The sequence below is a fragment of the Agrobacterium sp. 10MFCol1.1 genome (assembly GCF_000381165.1).
Classification (GTDB): Bacteria; Pseudomonadota; Alphaproteobacteria; order Rhizobiales; family Rhizobiaceae; genus Agrobacterium; species Agrobacterium tumefaciens.
This window is the reverse complement of the sequence record NZ_KB906072.1, coordinates 675,952-691,780: the sequence shown is the minus strand read 5'-3', so window position 1 is coordinate 691,780 and position 15,829 is coordinate 675,952. Positions and strand designations below refer to the sequence as shown.

Genomic DNA, 15,829 nt, shown 5'->3' with positions numbered 1-15,829 from the left:
ACCCGGCCACCGCCGGATCGGTAAGAAGAGTCTTGACCGGCCGGAACGCCGGATAATGTGGACGGGCAAAATGGCAGAGTTATTGCAGAAAATGCAAGAGCCGAGTGCATCTGCCGCCGGTCATTTTGCTGCTATACAGCATGATCCACAGCCTGTGACCGCCCGTGGACCTTGTTCGCCGGTTTTCTATTGCCCATAAAGGGGTAAAACTGGAGCGACGGCCGGGAATGATCGGCCAGAATGATTGGAAGCCGTGTGACGGAAGAAATATCGAACAGCGACGCCGGACAGGCGACCAAGAGCTTCAGGATCGGCACGGCCACTATTCCGGCGCGGCCGTTGGAGCCGGCGCTCTATCTCGTGGCCACCCCCATCGGCAATCTCGGAGACATCACCATCCGGGCGCTGGAAACGCTGGCTTCGGCCGACGTCCTTGCCTGCGAGGATACCCGCGTCACCCGCATTTTGCTTGAGCGTTACGGTATCCGCACACGTCCGCTCTCCTATCACGAGCATAATGCGCAGGAAGCGGGACCAAAACTCATCGCCGCTTTGGAGGCCGGAAAATCCGTGGCGCTTGTGTCGGATGCCGGAACGCCACTCGTCTCCGATCCCGGTTATCGCCTTGGTCAGCTCGCGCTGGAGGCCGGTCATCGCGTCGTGCCGGTGCCGGGAGCATCTGCGCCGCTTGCTGCCCTTGTCGGTTCTGGCATGCCGAGTGACGCCTTTCTGTTCGCGGGCTTTCTGCCGGTAAAGGATCGCGGCAAGCGCGACCGTTTTGCCGAACTTGCGAAAATTCCGGCCACCCTCATGTTTTTTGAATCGCCACGCCGCATTGGAACTTCCGTAAAGGTGGCATCGGAAGTCCTTGGCCGCGATCGCCGTGCTGTGGTGTGCCGTGAGCTGACCAAGACTTTCGAGGAGTTCCGGCGTGGCACGCTGGGCGAGCTTGCGGAATATTACGACGAGGACCGTGTGGTGAAGGGCGAGATCGTGCTCCTGATAGAGCCGCCCTCTTATGACGAAATTCCCGACATCGAGGATGTCGAGAGACTTCTGAAGGATCTTGTCACAACCATGCCTGCCGCAAGGGCCGCAGCCGAGGCGGCAAAGCTGACGGGCCTGCCGCGCAAGGAGCTTTATCAACGGCTGCTGGATATGAAGGATGCGGATGGCCGCTGACGGGCAAACGAACAAGAGACGAAAGGCCGAGCGACGCGGCCACGCTGCGGAATACTGGGCAGCACTCTATCTGCTGTTTCGGGGATACCGCATTCTCGCCATTCGTTATCGAACCCGGCTGGGGGAAATCGATCTCATTGCCCGCAAAAAGGATGTCGTCGCCATCGTCGAGGTCAAGGCGCGGCCTTCCGGTGCAGGGGCTGTCGATGCGGTCGGCTTCCGTTCGCAACAGCGCATTCGGGCGGCTGCCGATATTTGGCTCTCCCGCCGGAAGGATGCCGAGCGGTTTTCGTTGCGTTTCGATATCGTCGCAGTCCTGCCACGACGCCTGCCGCAGCATTTCATCGACGCTTTTTGAGGGGGGAGGCAATGTCCACTGAGCGGGAAAAAATGGCTGCGGGCGAATGGTACTGTTGCATGGATGCCGAACTGGACGTGCTGCGCGCCCGCGCCCGCCGTGCCGTTCACCAGCACAACACCGCGCCGCCGGATGAGCGCGGGGCCATGTCGCCTTTGCTGCGGGCGCTCTTTGCCTCCGTTGCGGAAGGAGCCTTTATCGAAGCACCGTTTCATTGCGCTTACGGCTTCAACATTACGTTGGGTGCGAACGTCTATCTCAATACCGGCTGCGTCATTCTAGATTCTGCGCCCGTGCGGATTGGCGATGGCGCGATGTTGGGGCCGGCCGTGCAGATCTATTGCGCCGAACATCACCTGGACCCGGCTCCGCGTTCGCAAGGCATTGAAATCGCAAAGCCGGTCACGATCGGTCGCGATGTCTGGATCGGCGGCGGCGCGATCCTTCTGGCCGGCATCACCATTGGCGATGGCGCGATCGTCGGGGCCGGTTCGGTGGTGACGCGGGATGTCTTTGCCGGGACGACGGTGGTCGGAAATCCGGCTCGCCCGATAAAGCGCAAGGACGCTTGAGACATCCGTTTCTGGAAGAATGGAGTTCCTATCGCAGGGACTGTAATAAATCTGACATAAAACCGTTAAAGAGGCGTCACGGAACGTCTCTATTCGCATCCTCATCCCAATAAATGGTGGAGAGGATTTAGTAATGTTGAAGAAGATTTCCATGGCCGCAGTGGCGGTCAGCATTTCGGCAACGTCTTCCATGGCTGCGACCAACATCACCTGGTGGCACGGCATGGGCGGCCGTAACGGCGAAGTCATCAACGAAGTTTCGCAGAAGTTCAACGAAGCCCAGAAAGAATGCGCTCTGACGCCAGTTTCCAAGGGCTCATACGAAGAAGCGCTTGCAAGCGGCATCGCTGCTTTCCGTTCGGGCGAACAGCCGAACATTCTTCAGGTTTTCGATGCTGGCGCTGCCACCATCATCAACGCCAAGGGCGCTGTCATTCCTGCGGAAGACCTCATCAACAAGGCCGGTTACAAGTTCGACCGCGAAGCCTTCATCAACGGCGTCCGCTATTTCTACGCTGCCGCTGACGGCAAGTTCGTCGGCATGCCTTTCAACACTTCCGCGCCGATCATGTATGTCAACGACGAAGCCCTGAAGAAGGCCGGCGTCGAAGCTCCGAAGACCTGGGAAGATTTTGAAAAGGTCGCACCGAAGCTGAAGGAAGCCGGTTACATCCCGCTCGTCCAGTCGCAGCTCACCTGGCAGTTCACGGAGAACTTCTTCTCCCGCAACAACATCCAGTTCGCAACCAACAACAATGGTTACGACAGCGTCACTGACACCAAGCTCAAGGTCACCGATCCGAACCTCGTCATGATGTTCGACAAGCTGAAGGACTGGAAAGACAAGGGTCTGTTCGCCTACTACGGCGCCGGCTGGAACGACAACCAGAAGCCCTTCGAAGAAGGCAAGGTTGCCCTCTGGATCGGTTCCTCGGGTTCGTTCGGTGGCCTGCAGAAGACGGCGTCCATGCCGTTCTCGGCAACCTTCCTTCCCTACTGGGGCTCCATCAAGGGCGCTGGCACCAACTCCTTCATCGGCGGCGCTGCCCTCTTTGCAATGTCGGGCAAGTCTGAAGCCGAAAACAAGTGCGTCGCTGACTTCTTCCAGTTCCTGACTTCGCCGGAAATCCAGGTCTTCTACCACAAGGCAACCGGTTACGTCGCTATCACCACGGCTGCTTACGAAAAGGCCAAGGCTGAAGGCTTCTACAAGGAAAAGCCTGCCGCCGAAGTCGGTATCCAGCAGCTGTCGCTGCCTTCAGGCGAATGGTCCAAGGGCTACCGCCTCGGTTTCTACCCGCAGATCCGCTCCATCATGGAACGCGAATACAACCGCATCTTCTCCGGCGAAGTAACGCCGAAGGACGCCTTCGACATCATCGAAAAGGAAGGCAACGATCTTCTCGCCCGTTTCGCTAAAACGGCTGGCTGATCTCCCTTTTTGAAACCAACGATAGTTGTCGAGCCTCCTTTCCGTCGGAAAGGAGGCTCGCTCTTGGATTAAGGAGGCGCAAGCGTGGCCTATACATCGTCTCAACCGCGTCTGGCCCGGTTTCTATCCGGCCGGTCTGCAAAAACCGGAAAAACGGCGAAGGCCGCAGAAGCCAGCATGAAGCGCGTGCAGTTCTCCTCGTCCTACGTGCCCTATCTGTTTCTGGCGCCGCAACTGGCGGTGATTTTCATCTTCTTCTACTGGCCCTCCGTCCAGGCCGTGCAATCGTCGTTCTTTATCGAAGACCCTTTCGGGTTCGGTGCAACGTTCGTGGGCTTCGCCAATTATTCCGATGCCATCTTCAATCCGGAATATCTAAACATCGCCAAATTCACGGTTGTCTTCACCGTGCTGGTCACTTTCTTTTCGCTGGCGCTCGGTCTTTTGCTTGCGGTCAAGGCCGATGCGGTCATTCGCGGCAGTTCCGCCTACAAGACGTTGCTGATCTCCGTTTACGCCATCGCGCCGCCGGTTGCGGGTCTCATCGGCATGATGTTTTTCGACCAGCATATCGGGCCTTTCGTCAAGATGGCCGCGTTTTTGGGCTGGGATATGAAGGTTGGCCTCAACTACTTCGATACAGCCTTCGCCATGATTGCCGTCGCGGTCTGGAAGCAGATCCCTTATAATTTCATCTTCTTCCTGTCCGGATTGCAGGGCGTATCCGTCGCCGTGCGCGAGGCTGCCGCCATCGATTGCCGATCGAGCGTGCGCCGGTTCTGGACGGTCATCATGCCGCTTCTGGCACCGACTGCCTTCTTCCTGCTGATCATCAACATCACCTATTCGCTGTTCGATACGTTCGGCATTATCGACGTGATGGTGAAGGACAAGGCCGCCAACAATCCGATTACGCTGGTCTACAAGGTCTTTCTCGACGGTTTCCGCGGCAATGACATCGGCGGTTCCTCTGCCCAGTCCGTCATCCTGATGCTGGTCGTCTTCGTTCTGACCATCATCCAGTTCCGCTTCATCGAAAAACGCATCCATTACAATTGAGGGAAAAGACAATGTACAAGACAAAACCCCTCGACCATCTGGTGCTGATCATTGGCGCACTGTTCCTGATATTGCCTGTCGTCGTGGCATTCATGACGTCCACTCATACGGCGGCGGAAATCCACCGCAGCGGCCTGACACTCGTTCCGGGCGACAATTTCGTCGGGACCTATGAAAAGGTCCTGACGCAGAAGGGCGGCTTCACCGGGCAGATCACCGGTCTCAACATGGTGCTCAACTCGCTGATCCTCGGCATCGGTTTTGCCGTCGGCAAGATCGTCCTGTCGATGATGGCAGCCTATGCGATCGTCTATTTCCGGTTCCGGTTTGCAACGCTTGCCTTCTGGATCATCTTCACCACGCTGCTGCTGCCGCTCGAAGTACGCATCATGCCGTCCTATGAGGTGATGAGCAAACTCGGCCTCTTGAACTCCTATACCGGTCTGATCGTGCCGCTTCTGGCGTCCGCGACGGGCACCTTCTATTTTCGGCAGTTCTTCAAATCCATTCCTGAAGAATTGCTGGAAGCTGCTCGCATCGACGGTGCGGGCCCGGTCAAGTTCTTCATTGATGTGATCATCCCGCTTTCCCGTACCATGATGGCGGCGATCTTCATCATCATGTTCGTTTACGGCTGGAACCAGTACCTCTGGCCCATGCTGATGACCACGGACGAGAGTTTCTTCACCCTGATGCGCGGCATCAAGTCGATCCTGCAAGTCTGGGTCGGTTCGCAAATCCCCGATTACAACGAAGCTTTCGCGCTTGCCGTTCTGGCCATGCTGCCGCCTGTGATGATCGTCGTGATCTTCCAGCGCTGGTTCATCAAGGGCCTGACGGAAAGCGACAAATAAGGAAACCGAAAATGGCCGCGATAGAAATCAGTCAGGTCTGCAAGGATTATCACGGCGGCGTGCGTGCCGTGCATCACGTCGATATCGACATCAGGGACGGCGAGTTCATTGTTCTCGTCGGTCCCTCCGGCTGCGGCAAGTCCACGCTCCTGCGTATGGTGGCCGGACTTGAGGATATTTCCGAAGGCACGGTGAAGATCGGTGACCGGGTGGTCAACCAGGTAGATCCGGCTGACCGGGATATCGCCATGGTGTTCCAGAACTATGCGCTCTATCCGCATATGTCGGTGCGCCAGAACCTGGAATACGGGTTGAAGAACCGCAAGACGCCGAAGGCGGAGATCGATGCGCGCGTGGCCGAGGCCGCCCGCATGCTCCAGCTCGAACCCTATCTGGAGCGCAAGCCGCGCGCCCTTTCCGGCGGCCAGCGTCAGCGAGTCGCCATGGGCCGCGCCATCGTGCGCAAACCGGCGGCCTTCCTGTTTGATGAGCCCCTGTCCAACCTTGATGCCAAACTGCGCGTTTCCATGCGCGGCGAGATCAAGCGCCTGCAAAAGCGCCTCGGCACCACTTCGATCTACGTCACGCACGATCAGCTGGAAGCCATGACGCTGGCAGATCGTCTGGTGGTGCTGAACGGCGGCCGCATCGAACAGATCGGCGCACCGCTTGAGGTCTATCACACCCCCGCTTCCACCTTTGTCGCAAGCTTCATCGGTTCTCCCGCCATGAACCTGCTGAACGGCGAGTTGCATGGGGATAGCCTTGCGGTCGGGCCGTCGCTGATCGCGCTCAACGGTTTCGCCCCCACCTCCGGCCCGGTTACTGTGGGCATGCGGGCGGAAGATTTCCGCCTGGCGGCGGCAGGTGAGCCCGGTTTTTCGCTACACGTCGAGTATATCGAGGAACTCGGCTCGCAGCGTCTTATCCACGGCATGATCGGCGACCAGAACCTGACTGTGGCGTTTTCGCCGGAGGTCGAGATTCCGGCTACCTTGTCGGTCGCCATATCTCCGGACAAGCTGCACTTCTTCTCCAGCGAGACCGGCAAGCGCATAGCCGGCAAGGCGGAACAGGCTGTGGCGCAGCCCGTGCAGCTGGCAACGGCCTGAGTGGACGATAAGAAATCGGCGCGATGACTAAAATTGCGCCGATTGTCAAAACCGCTTCGTTACGATCCCGATGATAGAAGATCTCCAATATTTCACGGGGGTTTTCTAATATGCCTTTAAAGATGATGTTCGCGGCGGCTGCGACCATGGCCATCCGCACGGTGCCGATATTGCCCGCCTCTTTGCGCCGGGCAAAAGACGAGAGCGTGGTTAGCGCGTCCTGCACCGATTTGCGGCTGCAGCCGGCCCCCATCAACCCCGACTGGATCATTTCCGGTGATCCTCAGGCGCGTGCGGCGGATCATTCCAGAAGCGGAGACCGCGCCTCCAGCACAGCCATGTGGGATTGTACGGCGGGCGAGTTCCGCTGGTTCTTCGGTTGGGACGAGACGGTCTATATCCTCGAGGGTGAGGTGCATGTGACGGCGGAAGACGGCACAGTCAGTATCCTGCGGGTGGGTGACGTCGCTTATTTCCGCGCGGGAACATGGGCTACCTGGCGGGTGGATGAGTATGTCCGCAAGGTTGCCTTCATGCGCCGTCCTTTCCCCACGGCGCTGGCTCTGGCCTACCGGGTCAAGAACAAGCTGTTTGCCGGTCGTTCCTACAAGCTGGCGGCCTGAACTGGTAAAACACTCCGGCAGGTGGGGCTCTGCGCAGCGCCACCTGCGGAATTGTGAAGGTTCAATAAAACTCACAAAAAGCACCCCTCGCAGCAGTTGCGTTTGAATGGTCGCTGCCCTACATCTTCAGGGTTTTCTGAAGCATTTCCGGGTCTCTTCCGGTCCTGCGGGGAATCGCGAACAGACGAGGCAATGGGCACGGCGGAACCGCGAAGCGTCCGCATGCTGCAAGAGGAAGATGCGCATGGCGAAGATCAAGAACGTCGCGATCCAGATGGATCATGTCTCCGGCATCAATATCGCCGGCGACTCCACCTTCGCCATGAGCCTTGAGGCGCAGGCACGTGGATACCGGCTGTTTCACTATACCCCCGAACGCCTCTCCATGCGCGATGGCAATATCTACGCGACCGTCGAACAGATGGAACTGCGCGATATCAAGGGCGACCACTTTTCGCTCTCGGAGCCGGAGCGGGTCGATCTCTCGACCATGGATGTCATTCATCTGCGCCAGGATCCGCCATTCGACATGGCCTACATCACCTCGACCCATTTGCTCGAGCGCATTCATCCCAAAACGCTTGTTGTCAACGATCCAGCCTGGGTCCGCAACTCGCCGGAAAAGATTTTCGTCACCGAATTCGCCGATCTGATGCCGAAGACGCTGATCACCAAGGATGTCTCTGAAATCGCCCGCTTCCGCAATGAAATGGGCGATATCATCCTCAAGCCGCTTTATGGCAATGGTGGTGCAGGCGTCTTCCATTCCGCGCGGGACGACCGCAATTTCTCATCGCTGCTGGAAATGTTCGGCCAGATGTTCCGCGAACCCTATATCGCCCAGGAATACTTGCCGGATGTTCGCAAGGGCGACAAGCGTATCCTTCTGGTGGATGGCGAGCCCGTGGGCGCGATCAACCGCGTGCCGGCGGAAAATGATGCCCGCTCCAACATGCATGCCGGCGGCCGCCCGGAGCCAACGGAACTCACCGCGCGTGAGAAGGAAATCTGCCGCCGTATCGGCCCCGCCCTGCGCGAGCGCGGTTTCCTGTTCGTTGGCATCGATGTGATCGGCGATTACCTCACGGAAATCAACGTCACCTCACCGACAGGCATTCGTGAAGTGCAGAAATTCGGCGGTGCCGATGTGGCAAGCCTGTTGTGGGATGCGATCGAGAAAAAGCGCGAAGCACAGGATTTCTGAGGCAATTTCCTCGCCACCTGCGTTTGTTCCGCGTGCACAACTCTATACAACTGAAATACACCGTTCGCGCGAAATTGTTCGCTTAATGTTCTTGTTTTATTCTTTGCTCTGTGGCAGGTTACTTGAGAGTGGCCGCCATCGGGGCATAATGCTTTGATGTTGTGGCCGGTTTGCGGGGGCAGGCCATGGTGGCGCGGGTCAATACGGTTGCATTTCAGGGAATAGAGGGTGTGCCGGTCGAGGTGCAGGTGATGGTCGCACCCGGAAAAGTCGGCATCCAGATCGTCGGCCTGCCGGACAAGGCGGTGGCGGAAAGCCGGGAGCGGGTGCAGGCCGCGCTCCATGCCTCCGGTCTGGCGCTGCCGGCAAAAAAAGTCACGGTCAATCTTGCGCCTGCGGATTTGCCCAAGGAAGGATCGCATTTCGATCTTCCGATCGCTTTGGGTCTCATGGCCGCGTTGGGAGCGATCCCGGCGGAAGCGCTCGGGCAATATGTGGTTCTCGGCGAACTCAATCTCGATGGCACCATCGGCACGGTTTCGGGCGCTCTGCCCGCGGCCATCGGTGCCAATGCGCTCGGGAAGGGTTTGATTTGCCCGGCTGATAGCGGGCCCGAAGCAGCCTGGGCCGGGGCTGGCATCGATATTCTCGCCCCACGCAGCCTTATTGCGCTTGCCAACCATTTTCGCGGCACCCAGCTTCTCTCCCGCCCGATGCCCGCCATCCGCGCCAATCCGGTCAATTTGCCGGATCTGGCCGATATCAAGGGGCAGGAGACGGCCCGGCGCGCGTTGGAGGTGGCAGCTGCGGGTGGCCATAATCTGCTGATGGTTGGTCCGCCCGGCTCCGGTAAATCCATGCTCGCCACGCGCTTGCCCTCAATTCTGCCACCGCTCGAGGCTGCGGAATTGCTGGAAGTGTCCATGGTCCATTCCATCGCCGGCCAATTGTCCGGCGGCAAGCTGTCGGACCGCAGACCGTTTCGCACGCCACACCATTCCGCCACCATGGCCGCGCTTATCGGCGGAGGGCTGCGTGCCAAGCCGGGTGAGGCTTCACTTGCCCACCACGGCGTTCTTTTCCTCGATGAGTTCCCGGAATTTGCGCCTCAGGTGCTGGATGCGCTGCGCCAGCCGCTGGAAACGGGCGAATGCATCGTTGCCCGTGCCAATCACCGCGTCACCTATCCGGCGGACATCCAGCTTGTCGCTGCGATGAACCCCTGCCGGTGCGGCAGAGCGGGGGAGCCGGGTTTCACTTGCGCCAGAGGGCCACGTTGCATGACAGATTATCAGGCCCGCATTTCCGGCCCGCTGATGGAATCGCATCGATATCCGCATCGACGTTCCTGCCGTCTCCGCCACTGACCTCATCCGTCCCATGACTGCCGAACCGAGTACGGTGGTGGCCGCCCGTGTCGCTCGCGCCCGCCTTGCGCAGCAGGAGCGTTATGCGGCGGCGGGCTCTTCAGGCATTCGCACCAACGCTCGCTGCACGACAACGCTGATCGAAAAATATGCGGAGCCCGATGCTTCCGGGCTGCAATTGCTGCGCGATGCTGCCGAACGGTTGAAGTTCTCCGCACGCGGTTATCATCGCATTCTCAAGGTCGCCCGCACATTGGCTGATTTGGACGGCAAACAAACTGTCGGACGTATCCATGTGGCGGAAGCCATTTCATACCGCATTGCCGGTGAAAGACTGACGGCGGCGGCATAAGAGGCGTTCCTTCGCCCTTTAGCGGCTAAAACAATAGTGCCGCTGGCGGATGGCCGGCGGCACAATGGTCATTGCGGTCAGGCGCGCGTTTGCGGCCTGACCGAAGAGGAACGGCTTAAAGCCCAAGCCCTTCGAAAAGGGCGGTCGAAAGGTAACGTTCCGCGAAGGAGGGAATGATGACGACGATATTCTTGCCGGCATTTTCCTCACGTGCGCCGACCTTGATCGCCGCTGCGAGTGCCGCGCCCGAGGAGATGCCGACGGGTACGCCTTCCAGCTTCGCCACCAGACGGGCGATTTCAAAAGCGTCGTCATTGGTCACGGTGACGATTTCGTCATAGATTCCAGTGTCGAGGATCGCGGGTGCAAAACCGGCGCCGATGCCCTGGATCTTGTGCGGACCGGGGTTGCCACCGGAAAGAACCGGGCTGTCGGCTGGCTCGACGGCAATGACCTTCACCTCCGGCTTGCGGGATTTCAGCACCTGGCCCGTACCGGTGATTGTGCCACCAGTGCCGATGCCCGAAACAAAAATATCGACAGCACCCTCGGTGTCGTTCCAGATTTCTTCCGCCGTCGTCTTGCGATGAATGTCCGGGTTTGCCGGGTTTTCGAACTGCTGCGGAATAATCGCGTCTGGCAGGGTTTCGGCCAGTTCCTGTGCCTTGGCGATGGCGCCCTTCATGCCCTTCGGGCCTTCGGTCAACACCAGTTCCGCGCCCAGCAAGGCGAGCATTTTCCGGCGTTCGACCGACATCGTTTCCGGCATGGTCAAGATCAGCTTGTAACCCTTGGCGGCGGCGGCAAAGGCTAGCGCAATGCCCGTGTTGCCGGAGGTCGGCTCAACCAGCGTCGTTTTGCCGGGGGTGATCTTGCCCTGGGCTTCCAGCGCTTCGATCATGGCAACGCCAATGCGGTCTTTCACGGAGGCGATGGGGTTGAAGAACTCCAGCTTGGCGAGAAGATTGGCCTTCACGCCCTTTTCCCTCGCCAGCTTGTCCAGCCGCACGATCGGCGTATCGCCGATTGTTTCGGTGATGGAGGAATAGACGCGTCCGCGTCCGGGCTTTCTGGCTTCGGGCATGATGCTCTCCTGTATGAAGGCCACACGATGTGTGGCCGCAAGATTTCAGCGGCAGAATAGGAGCAATAGTCTTGTCAGGCCAGCGAACGTTCGTCCTAATATCGTCTGATTACCGGAAAAAATTCACGATAAATCAGGCAAATGCACGAAATCGTTTCAGGTGCTGCGGATCGCGATCATGGTCGCCGTTCCCGCCAGAATTCCCGCCGCGGTGCGGTTGAGGATCGTCAACGCACTTGGCCGTTTCAGGAGGTTGCGCGCCTTGGCAGCAAGCAGGATGTAAGGCAGGAGAACCGCCATCAATACGACGAAGGTCAGCGCCAGAAGTGTCGCATATTCCGATGGGCCGATCATGCGGATGTCGATCAGCGTCGGCACTAGCGCCACATAAAACAGCATGGTTTTTGGATTACCCAGCGTGATCAGCAGGCCGGACAGAAACGACATGGGAATGCTGGTGCTTTTTTTCGCCTTCAGGTCCTGCGGCAAGAGGCCGGCGGTCCAGAGCTTCCATGCGATATAGAGAAGATAGGCTGCGCCGGCAAACTTCAGGACCATGAAGGCCTCCTGAAAAGTCTGCGCCACGAAGGCGAGGCCGAGGATCACGCCGGTCAGGTAGATCATGTCGCCTAGCACCAGCCCGAGGCCCATGAAGAAGGTTTCCCGAAACCCCGATCCAAGCGCCCGCGCCACGATCGCCGTCATGCCGGGGCCGGGAATGGCAGCGGCGATGAAGAGTGCGGTGGCATAGGCAAGAAGGGTCGTCAGCGTCATGGTCATTTTCCCCGAAAATCCGCCAGATCAATAGCGAAAATCAGGGGTGAAAACAATCGCCCACAAAGGGGGTTGGTCAAAGCCCCGTGGAGCCGAAACCACCGGCACCGCGTGCCGTCTCGGATGTTTCGGTCACTTCGCTGACTGCCACCTGCGTAACTGGTGCAATCACCATCTGTGCGATGCGCATGCCGCGCTCGATTACAAAATCGGCCTGCCCCAGATTGGCGAGAATGACCTTCACTTCGCCGCGATAGTCGCTGTCCACCGTGCCGGGGGAATTGAGGCAGGTGATGCCGTTCTTGATGGCGAGGCCGGAGCGCGGACGGATTTGCGCCTCATAGCCTTGCGGAACCTCGAAGACGAAACCGGTCGGCACCAGCGCCCGTTCGCCCGGCTGCAAAGTCAGCGGTTCATCGGCCGGCACTGCGGCGCGCAGGTCCATTCCGGCGGCGCCAGGGGTTTCATAGGAAGGCAATTCGAGGTCTGCGCCATTGGCAAGACGCACAAGCCGGAGGAGGGGTCGATTATCATTTTGAACGGTCATGCGGCATTAGTTTGCCGAGATCGCGGCAAGGTCAATTGCAAATGCGGGCCTGAAACGCTAGATACCCCGCAATTCCACAGGATTTGTCAGATGGCCGAAACACTTGCCGAGGCGGTCTCCCGCCGCCGCACCTTTGCTATTATTGCGCACCCGGACGCGGGTAAGACCACGCTTACGGAAAAACTGCTGCTGTTCGGCGGAGCGATCCAGCTTGCCGGCGAGGTGAAGGCGAAGAAGGATCGCATCCAGACCCGTTCGGACTGGATGAAGATCGAGCGCGAGCGCGGCATTTCGGTCGTCACTTCGGTCATGACCTTCGAATATAACGACCGCGTCTTCAACATCCTCGATACGCCCGGCCACGAAGACTTTGCCGATGACACCTACCGCACGCTGACGGCGGTGGATGCGGCGATCATGGTCATCGATGCCGCCAAGGGTATCGAGCCGCGCACGCTGAAGCTTTTCGAAGTTTGCCGCATGCGCGATATTCCGATCATCACCTTCATCAACAAGATGGACCGCGAAAGCCGCGATCCCTTCGAGATTCTGGATGAGGTCGAGGAAAAGCTGGCGCTCGATACCGCGCCGATCACCTGGCCGGTCGGCCGGGCGAAGAGCTTCTGTGGCGCTTACAATCTTGCTGAAAACACCTTTCGTGGCAACGACACGCAGGTGGATGGCCTTTCGGTCAACGGCCCTCAGGCTGTGGCCGATCGTCTGCCGGAAAATGAGCGCAAGGTCTTTATCGAGGAAACGGAACTGGCTCTGGAAGCCTGCCGCCCCTTTGACCGTCAGGCGTTCCTGGAAGGTCACATGACGCCGGTATTCTTCGGTTCGGCGCTGCGCAATTTCGGTGTGCGCGACCTCATCAATGCGCTGGGTGATTTCGCCCCGCCGCCGCGCGATCAGGTGGCGGATACCCGCACCGTGCATGCGGCGGAAGACAAGATGACGGCCTTCGTGTTCAAGATTCAGGCCAATATGGATCCCAACCATCGCGACCGCATCGCCTTTGCCCGCATCTGCTCCGGCAAGCTGGAGCGCGGCATGAAGGCGCGGCTTTCACGCACCGGCAAGCTCATGGGGCTGACCGCACCGCAATTCTTCTTCGCGTCACAGCGCCAGCTGGCCGATACCGCCTTTGCGGGCGATGTGGTCGGCATCCCCAACCACGGCACACTGCGCATCGGTGATACGCTGACCGAAGGTGAAAACCTCGTATTCCAGGGCGTGCCGAACTTCTCGCCGGAAATCCTGCGCCGCGTGCGCTTGGAAGACGCGATGAAGGCGAAGAAGCTGAAGGAAGCTTTGCAGCAGATGGCGGAAGAAGGTGTCGTGCAGCTCTTTTCGCCAGAAGACGGCTCGCCCGCCATCGTCGGCGTTGTCGGCGCGCTGCAGCTCGATGTGTTGAAGGAACGGCTGATGGGCGAATATGGCCTGCCGGTCTCGTTTGAAATGTCTCGCTTTTCCGTCTGCCGCTGGATCTCGTCCGATCAGCCGGCGGAAATGGACAAGTTCCTCAACGTCAAGCGCGGCGATATCGCTCGCGATCTGGATGGCGATCCGGTGTTTCTGGCGCAGGATGCCTTCTCGCTGCGGTATGAATCCGAGCGGTTTCCGGCGATCAAGATGGTCGCGATCAAGGAATATCACGTCGCCAAGGCGGCGTGATATCAGCCGGATTGCACTTTGAATGCCAAGGGCTTAGTTTCCCGGTTAAACGGGAAACTGGTCCGGCATCATGACGCTTTCAGGCAAACATATTCTCCTCATCATCTCCGGCGGCATCGCGGCCTATAAGAGCCTCGACCTCATCCGCCGTCTGAAAGAGCGCGGCGCCAAGGTGACGCCAGTCATGACGAAGGGCGCACAGGAATTCGTCACTCCGCTTGCTGTTGGCGCACTGTCCGCAACCCACGTCTTCACCGAGCTTTTTTCGAGGCAGGACGAGCAGGATGTCGGGCATATCCGGCTCGCGCGCGAATGCGACCTCGTGCTGGTCGCGCCCGCCACCGCTGATCTGATGGCGAAGATGGCGAATGGTTTGGCTGATGATCTTGCCTCCACGATCCTTCTGGCGACCGATCGGAAGGTGCTGGTCGCACCTGCCATGAACCCAAAAATGTGGTCGGCAAAGCCAACGATGCGCAATGTCGAAACGCTGAAAAAAGACGGCGTGTTTTTCATCGGCCCTATGGCAGGCGAAATGGCGGAAAAGGGCGAGGCTGGTCTTGGTCGTATGGCGGAGCCTTTGCAGATCGTCCAAGGCGTCGAGGCTTTGCTGGATGGCGGTCCGAAGCCTTTAAAAGGCAGAACGGCGATCGTTACCTCCGGCCCAACCCATGAGCCGATCGATCCGGTGCGTTACATCGCCAACCGCTCCTCTGGCAAGCAGGGCCATGCCATCGCAGCTGCGCTTGCGGAATTGGGTGCGGAGGTAACGCTGGTCTCGGGTCCCGTCACGATTGCCGATCCGGCGGGCGTTGCAACGGTCCATGTCGAGCGTGCCGAGGAGATGCGCGATGCGGTGATTTCAAGGCTGCCGGTGGATATCGCCGTCATGGTCGCCGCTGTCGCCGACTGGCGGGTGGCGGGTTCTTCGGAGCAGAAGATCAAAAAGCAGCCGGGCGATGCCCCGCCTGCGCTGCAACTTATGGAAAACCCCGATATTCTCAAAACCGTCGGCCACCACGAAAAGCGCCCGAAGCTGGTGATGGGTTTCGCCGCCGAGACGCAGGATGTGGAGAAAAACGGCCGAGCCAAACTGGAGCGCAAGGGCGCGGATTATATCGTTGCCAATGATGTTTCGACGGAAACCGGCATCATGGGCGGAGACCGCAACAGCGTGAAGATCATTTCGAATGAGGGTATCGAGGCCTGGCCTGATATGGACAAGGCCGAAGTCGCCAAACGTCTGGCGGCCCTTATTGCGGAGAAACTCGCATGAGCCTTTTCGATCGCAAGACATTCGACAGGGTGCTCGGGGAATGGCCGGGCGTCCGTTTCGTCGATCAGTGGGATTCCCACGTTGCCAAGGTCGGAGACAAGGTCTTTTCCGTTTTGGGTGAACGTGACGACTGGCGGCTTGTGGTGAAATGTTCGGAGGAAAGCTTCGAAATCCTTACCTCGCTGGAAGGCATCCATCAGGCACCTTATTTCGCCAAGCGCAAATGGATATCGATCTCCGATCATTCACCGCTGGAGCAAGAGGAGCTGGAACACTATGTCCGCCGCTCCTATGAACTCGTTGCCGCAGGGCTGACGAAGAAGCTGCGGGTCGAACTGGGAATTCTCCGGGCCTGAAGG

At 59.0% G+C, this 15,829-nt stretch carries 15 protein-coding genes and 1 pseudogene; 13 read left to right on the top strand and 3 right to left on the bottom strand.

Features of this window, described 5'->3' with window-relative positions; translation table 11 throughout:
• Positions 1-240: 240 nt before the first annotated feature.
• From rsmI to F617_RS26875, 10 genes and pseudogenes are all read left to right on the top strand, one after another.
• Entirely contained in the window at positions 241-1,182 is a 942-nt protein-coding gene (rsmI, locus tag F617_RS0103590) for a 16S rRNA (cytidine(1402)-2'-O)-methyltransferase (protein WP_003514706.1), read from the top strand.
• The gene (locus F617_RS0103585; RefSeq protein ID WP_019564450.1) at positions 1,172-1,540 is read left to right on the top strand and encodes a YraN family protein; all 369 of its coding nucleotides are present in this window, start codon (positions 1,172-1,174) and stop codon (positions 1,538-1,540) included. The genes rsmI and F617_RS0103585 overlap by 11 nt, the downstream gene beginning before the upstream one ends.
• Positions 1,541-1,551: 11 nt before the next feature.
• Positions 1,552-2,112: a sugar O-acetyltransferase gene (locus F617_RS0103580; protein WP_026330655.1), complete on the top strand. Its 561-nt coding sequence runs from the start codon at positions 1,552-1,554 to the stop codon at positions 2,110-2,112.
• Between the two features lie 133 nt (positions 2,113-2,245).
• Complete coding sequence (locus tag F617_RS0103575) at positions 2,246-3,544, top strand: extracellular solute-binding protein (protein ID WP_003514712.1); 1,299 nt, start codon at positions 2,246-2,248, stop codon at positions 3,542-3,544.
• 84 nt (positions 3,545-3,628) lie between these two features.
• A complete protein-coding gene (locus F617_RS0103570; protein WP_013635351.1) occupies positions 3,629-4,603 on the top strand; it encodes an ABC transporter permease subunit in 975 nt (324 codons plus the stop codon).
• A gap of 11 nt (positions 4,604-4,614) precedes the next feature.
• Entirely contained in the window at positions 4,615-5,457 is an 843-nt protein-coding gene (ugpE, locus tag F617_RS0103565) for a sn-glycerol-3-phosphate ABC transporter permease UgpE (protein WP_003514715.1), read from the top strand.
• 11 nt (positions 5,458-5,468) lie between these two features.
• A complete protein-coding gene (locus F617_RS0103560; protein ID WP_019564447.1) occupies positions 5,469-6,569 on the top strand; it encodes a sn-glycerol-3-phosphate import ATP-binding protein UgpC in 1,101 nt (366 codons plus the stop codon).
• A gap of 110 nt (positions 6,570-6,679) precedes the next feature.
• A complete protein-coding gene (locus F617_RS0103555; protein ID WP_013635353.1) occupies positions 6,680-7,192 on the top strand; it encodes a cupin domain-containing protein in 513 nt (170 codons plus the stop codon).
• A gap of 244 nt (positions 7,193-7,436) precedes the next feature.
• Positions 7,437-8,396: a glutathione synthase gene (gene gshB, locus F617_RS0103550; protein WP_019564445.1), complete on the top strand. Its 960-nt coding sequence runs from the start codon at positions 7,437-7,439 to the stop codon at positions 8,394-8,396.
• Between the two features lie 185 nt (positions 8,397-8,581).
• Positions 8,582-10,115, top strand: a pseudogene (locus tag F617_RS26875) (YifB family Mg chelatase-like AAA ATPase).
• Positions 10,116-10,230: 115 nt separating this feature from the next.
• Here F617_RS26875 and cysK read toward each other — a convergent pair.
• From cysK to dut, 3 genes are all read right to left on the bottom strand, one after another.
• Positions 10,231-11,199, bottom strand: a complete 969-nt coding sequence (gene cysK / locus F617_RS0103540; RefSeq protein WP_003514725.1) for a cysteine synthase A — start codon at positions 11,197-11,199, stop codon at positions 10,231-10,233.
• Positions 11,200-11,355: 156 nt separating this feature from the next.
• Positions 11,356-11,973: a LysE family translocator gene (locus F617_RS0103535; RefSeq protein WP_019564444.1), complete on the bottom strand. Its 618-nt coding sequence runs from the start codon at positions 11,971-11,973 to the stop codon at positions 11,356-11,358.
• 76 nt (positions 11,974-12,049) lie between these two features.
• Positions 12,050-12,520, bottom strand: a complete 471-nt coding sequence (dut, locus tag F617_RS0103530; protein WP_019564443.1) for a dUTP diphosphatase — start codon at positions 12,518-12,520, stop codon at positions 12,050-12,052.
• 90 nt (positions 12,521-12,610) lie between these two features.
• Here dut and F617_RS0103525 point away from each other — a divergent pair, with 90 nt between their 5' ends.
• The 3 genes from F617_RS0103525 to F617_RS0103515 all read left to right on the top strand — a co-directional run bounded on the left by F617_RS0103525 (position 12,611) and on the right by F617_RS0103515 (position 15,826).
• On the top strand, positions 12,611-14,194 hold the full coding sequence (locus tag F617_RS0103525; protein WP_003514729.1) for a peptide chain release factor 3: 1,584 nt from the start codon (positions 12,611-12,613) through the stop codon (positions 14,192-14,194).
• A 70-nt stretch (positions 14,195-14,264) separates the two neighbouring features.
• On the top strand, positions 14,265-15,470 hold the full coding sequence (gene coaBC, locus F617_RS0103520) for a bifunctional phosphopantothenoylcysteine decarboxylase/phosphopantothenate--cysteine ligase CoaBC (protein ID WP_019564442.1): 1,206 nt from the start codon (positions 14,265-14,267) through the stop codon (positions 15,468-15,470).
• On the top strand, positions 15,467-15,826 hold the full coding sequence (locus F617_RS0103515; RefSeq protein ID WP_019564441.1) for an MmcQ/YjbR family DNA-binding protein: 360 nt from the start codon (positions 15,467-15,469) through the stop codon (positions 15,824-15,826). Before coaBC ends, F617_RS0103515 begins: the two co-directional genes overlap by 4 nt.
• Positions 15,827-15,829 lie beyond the last annotated feature (3 nt).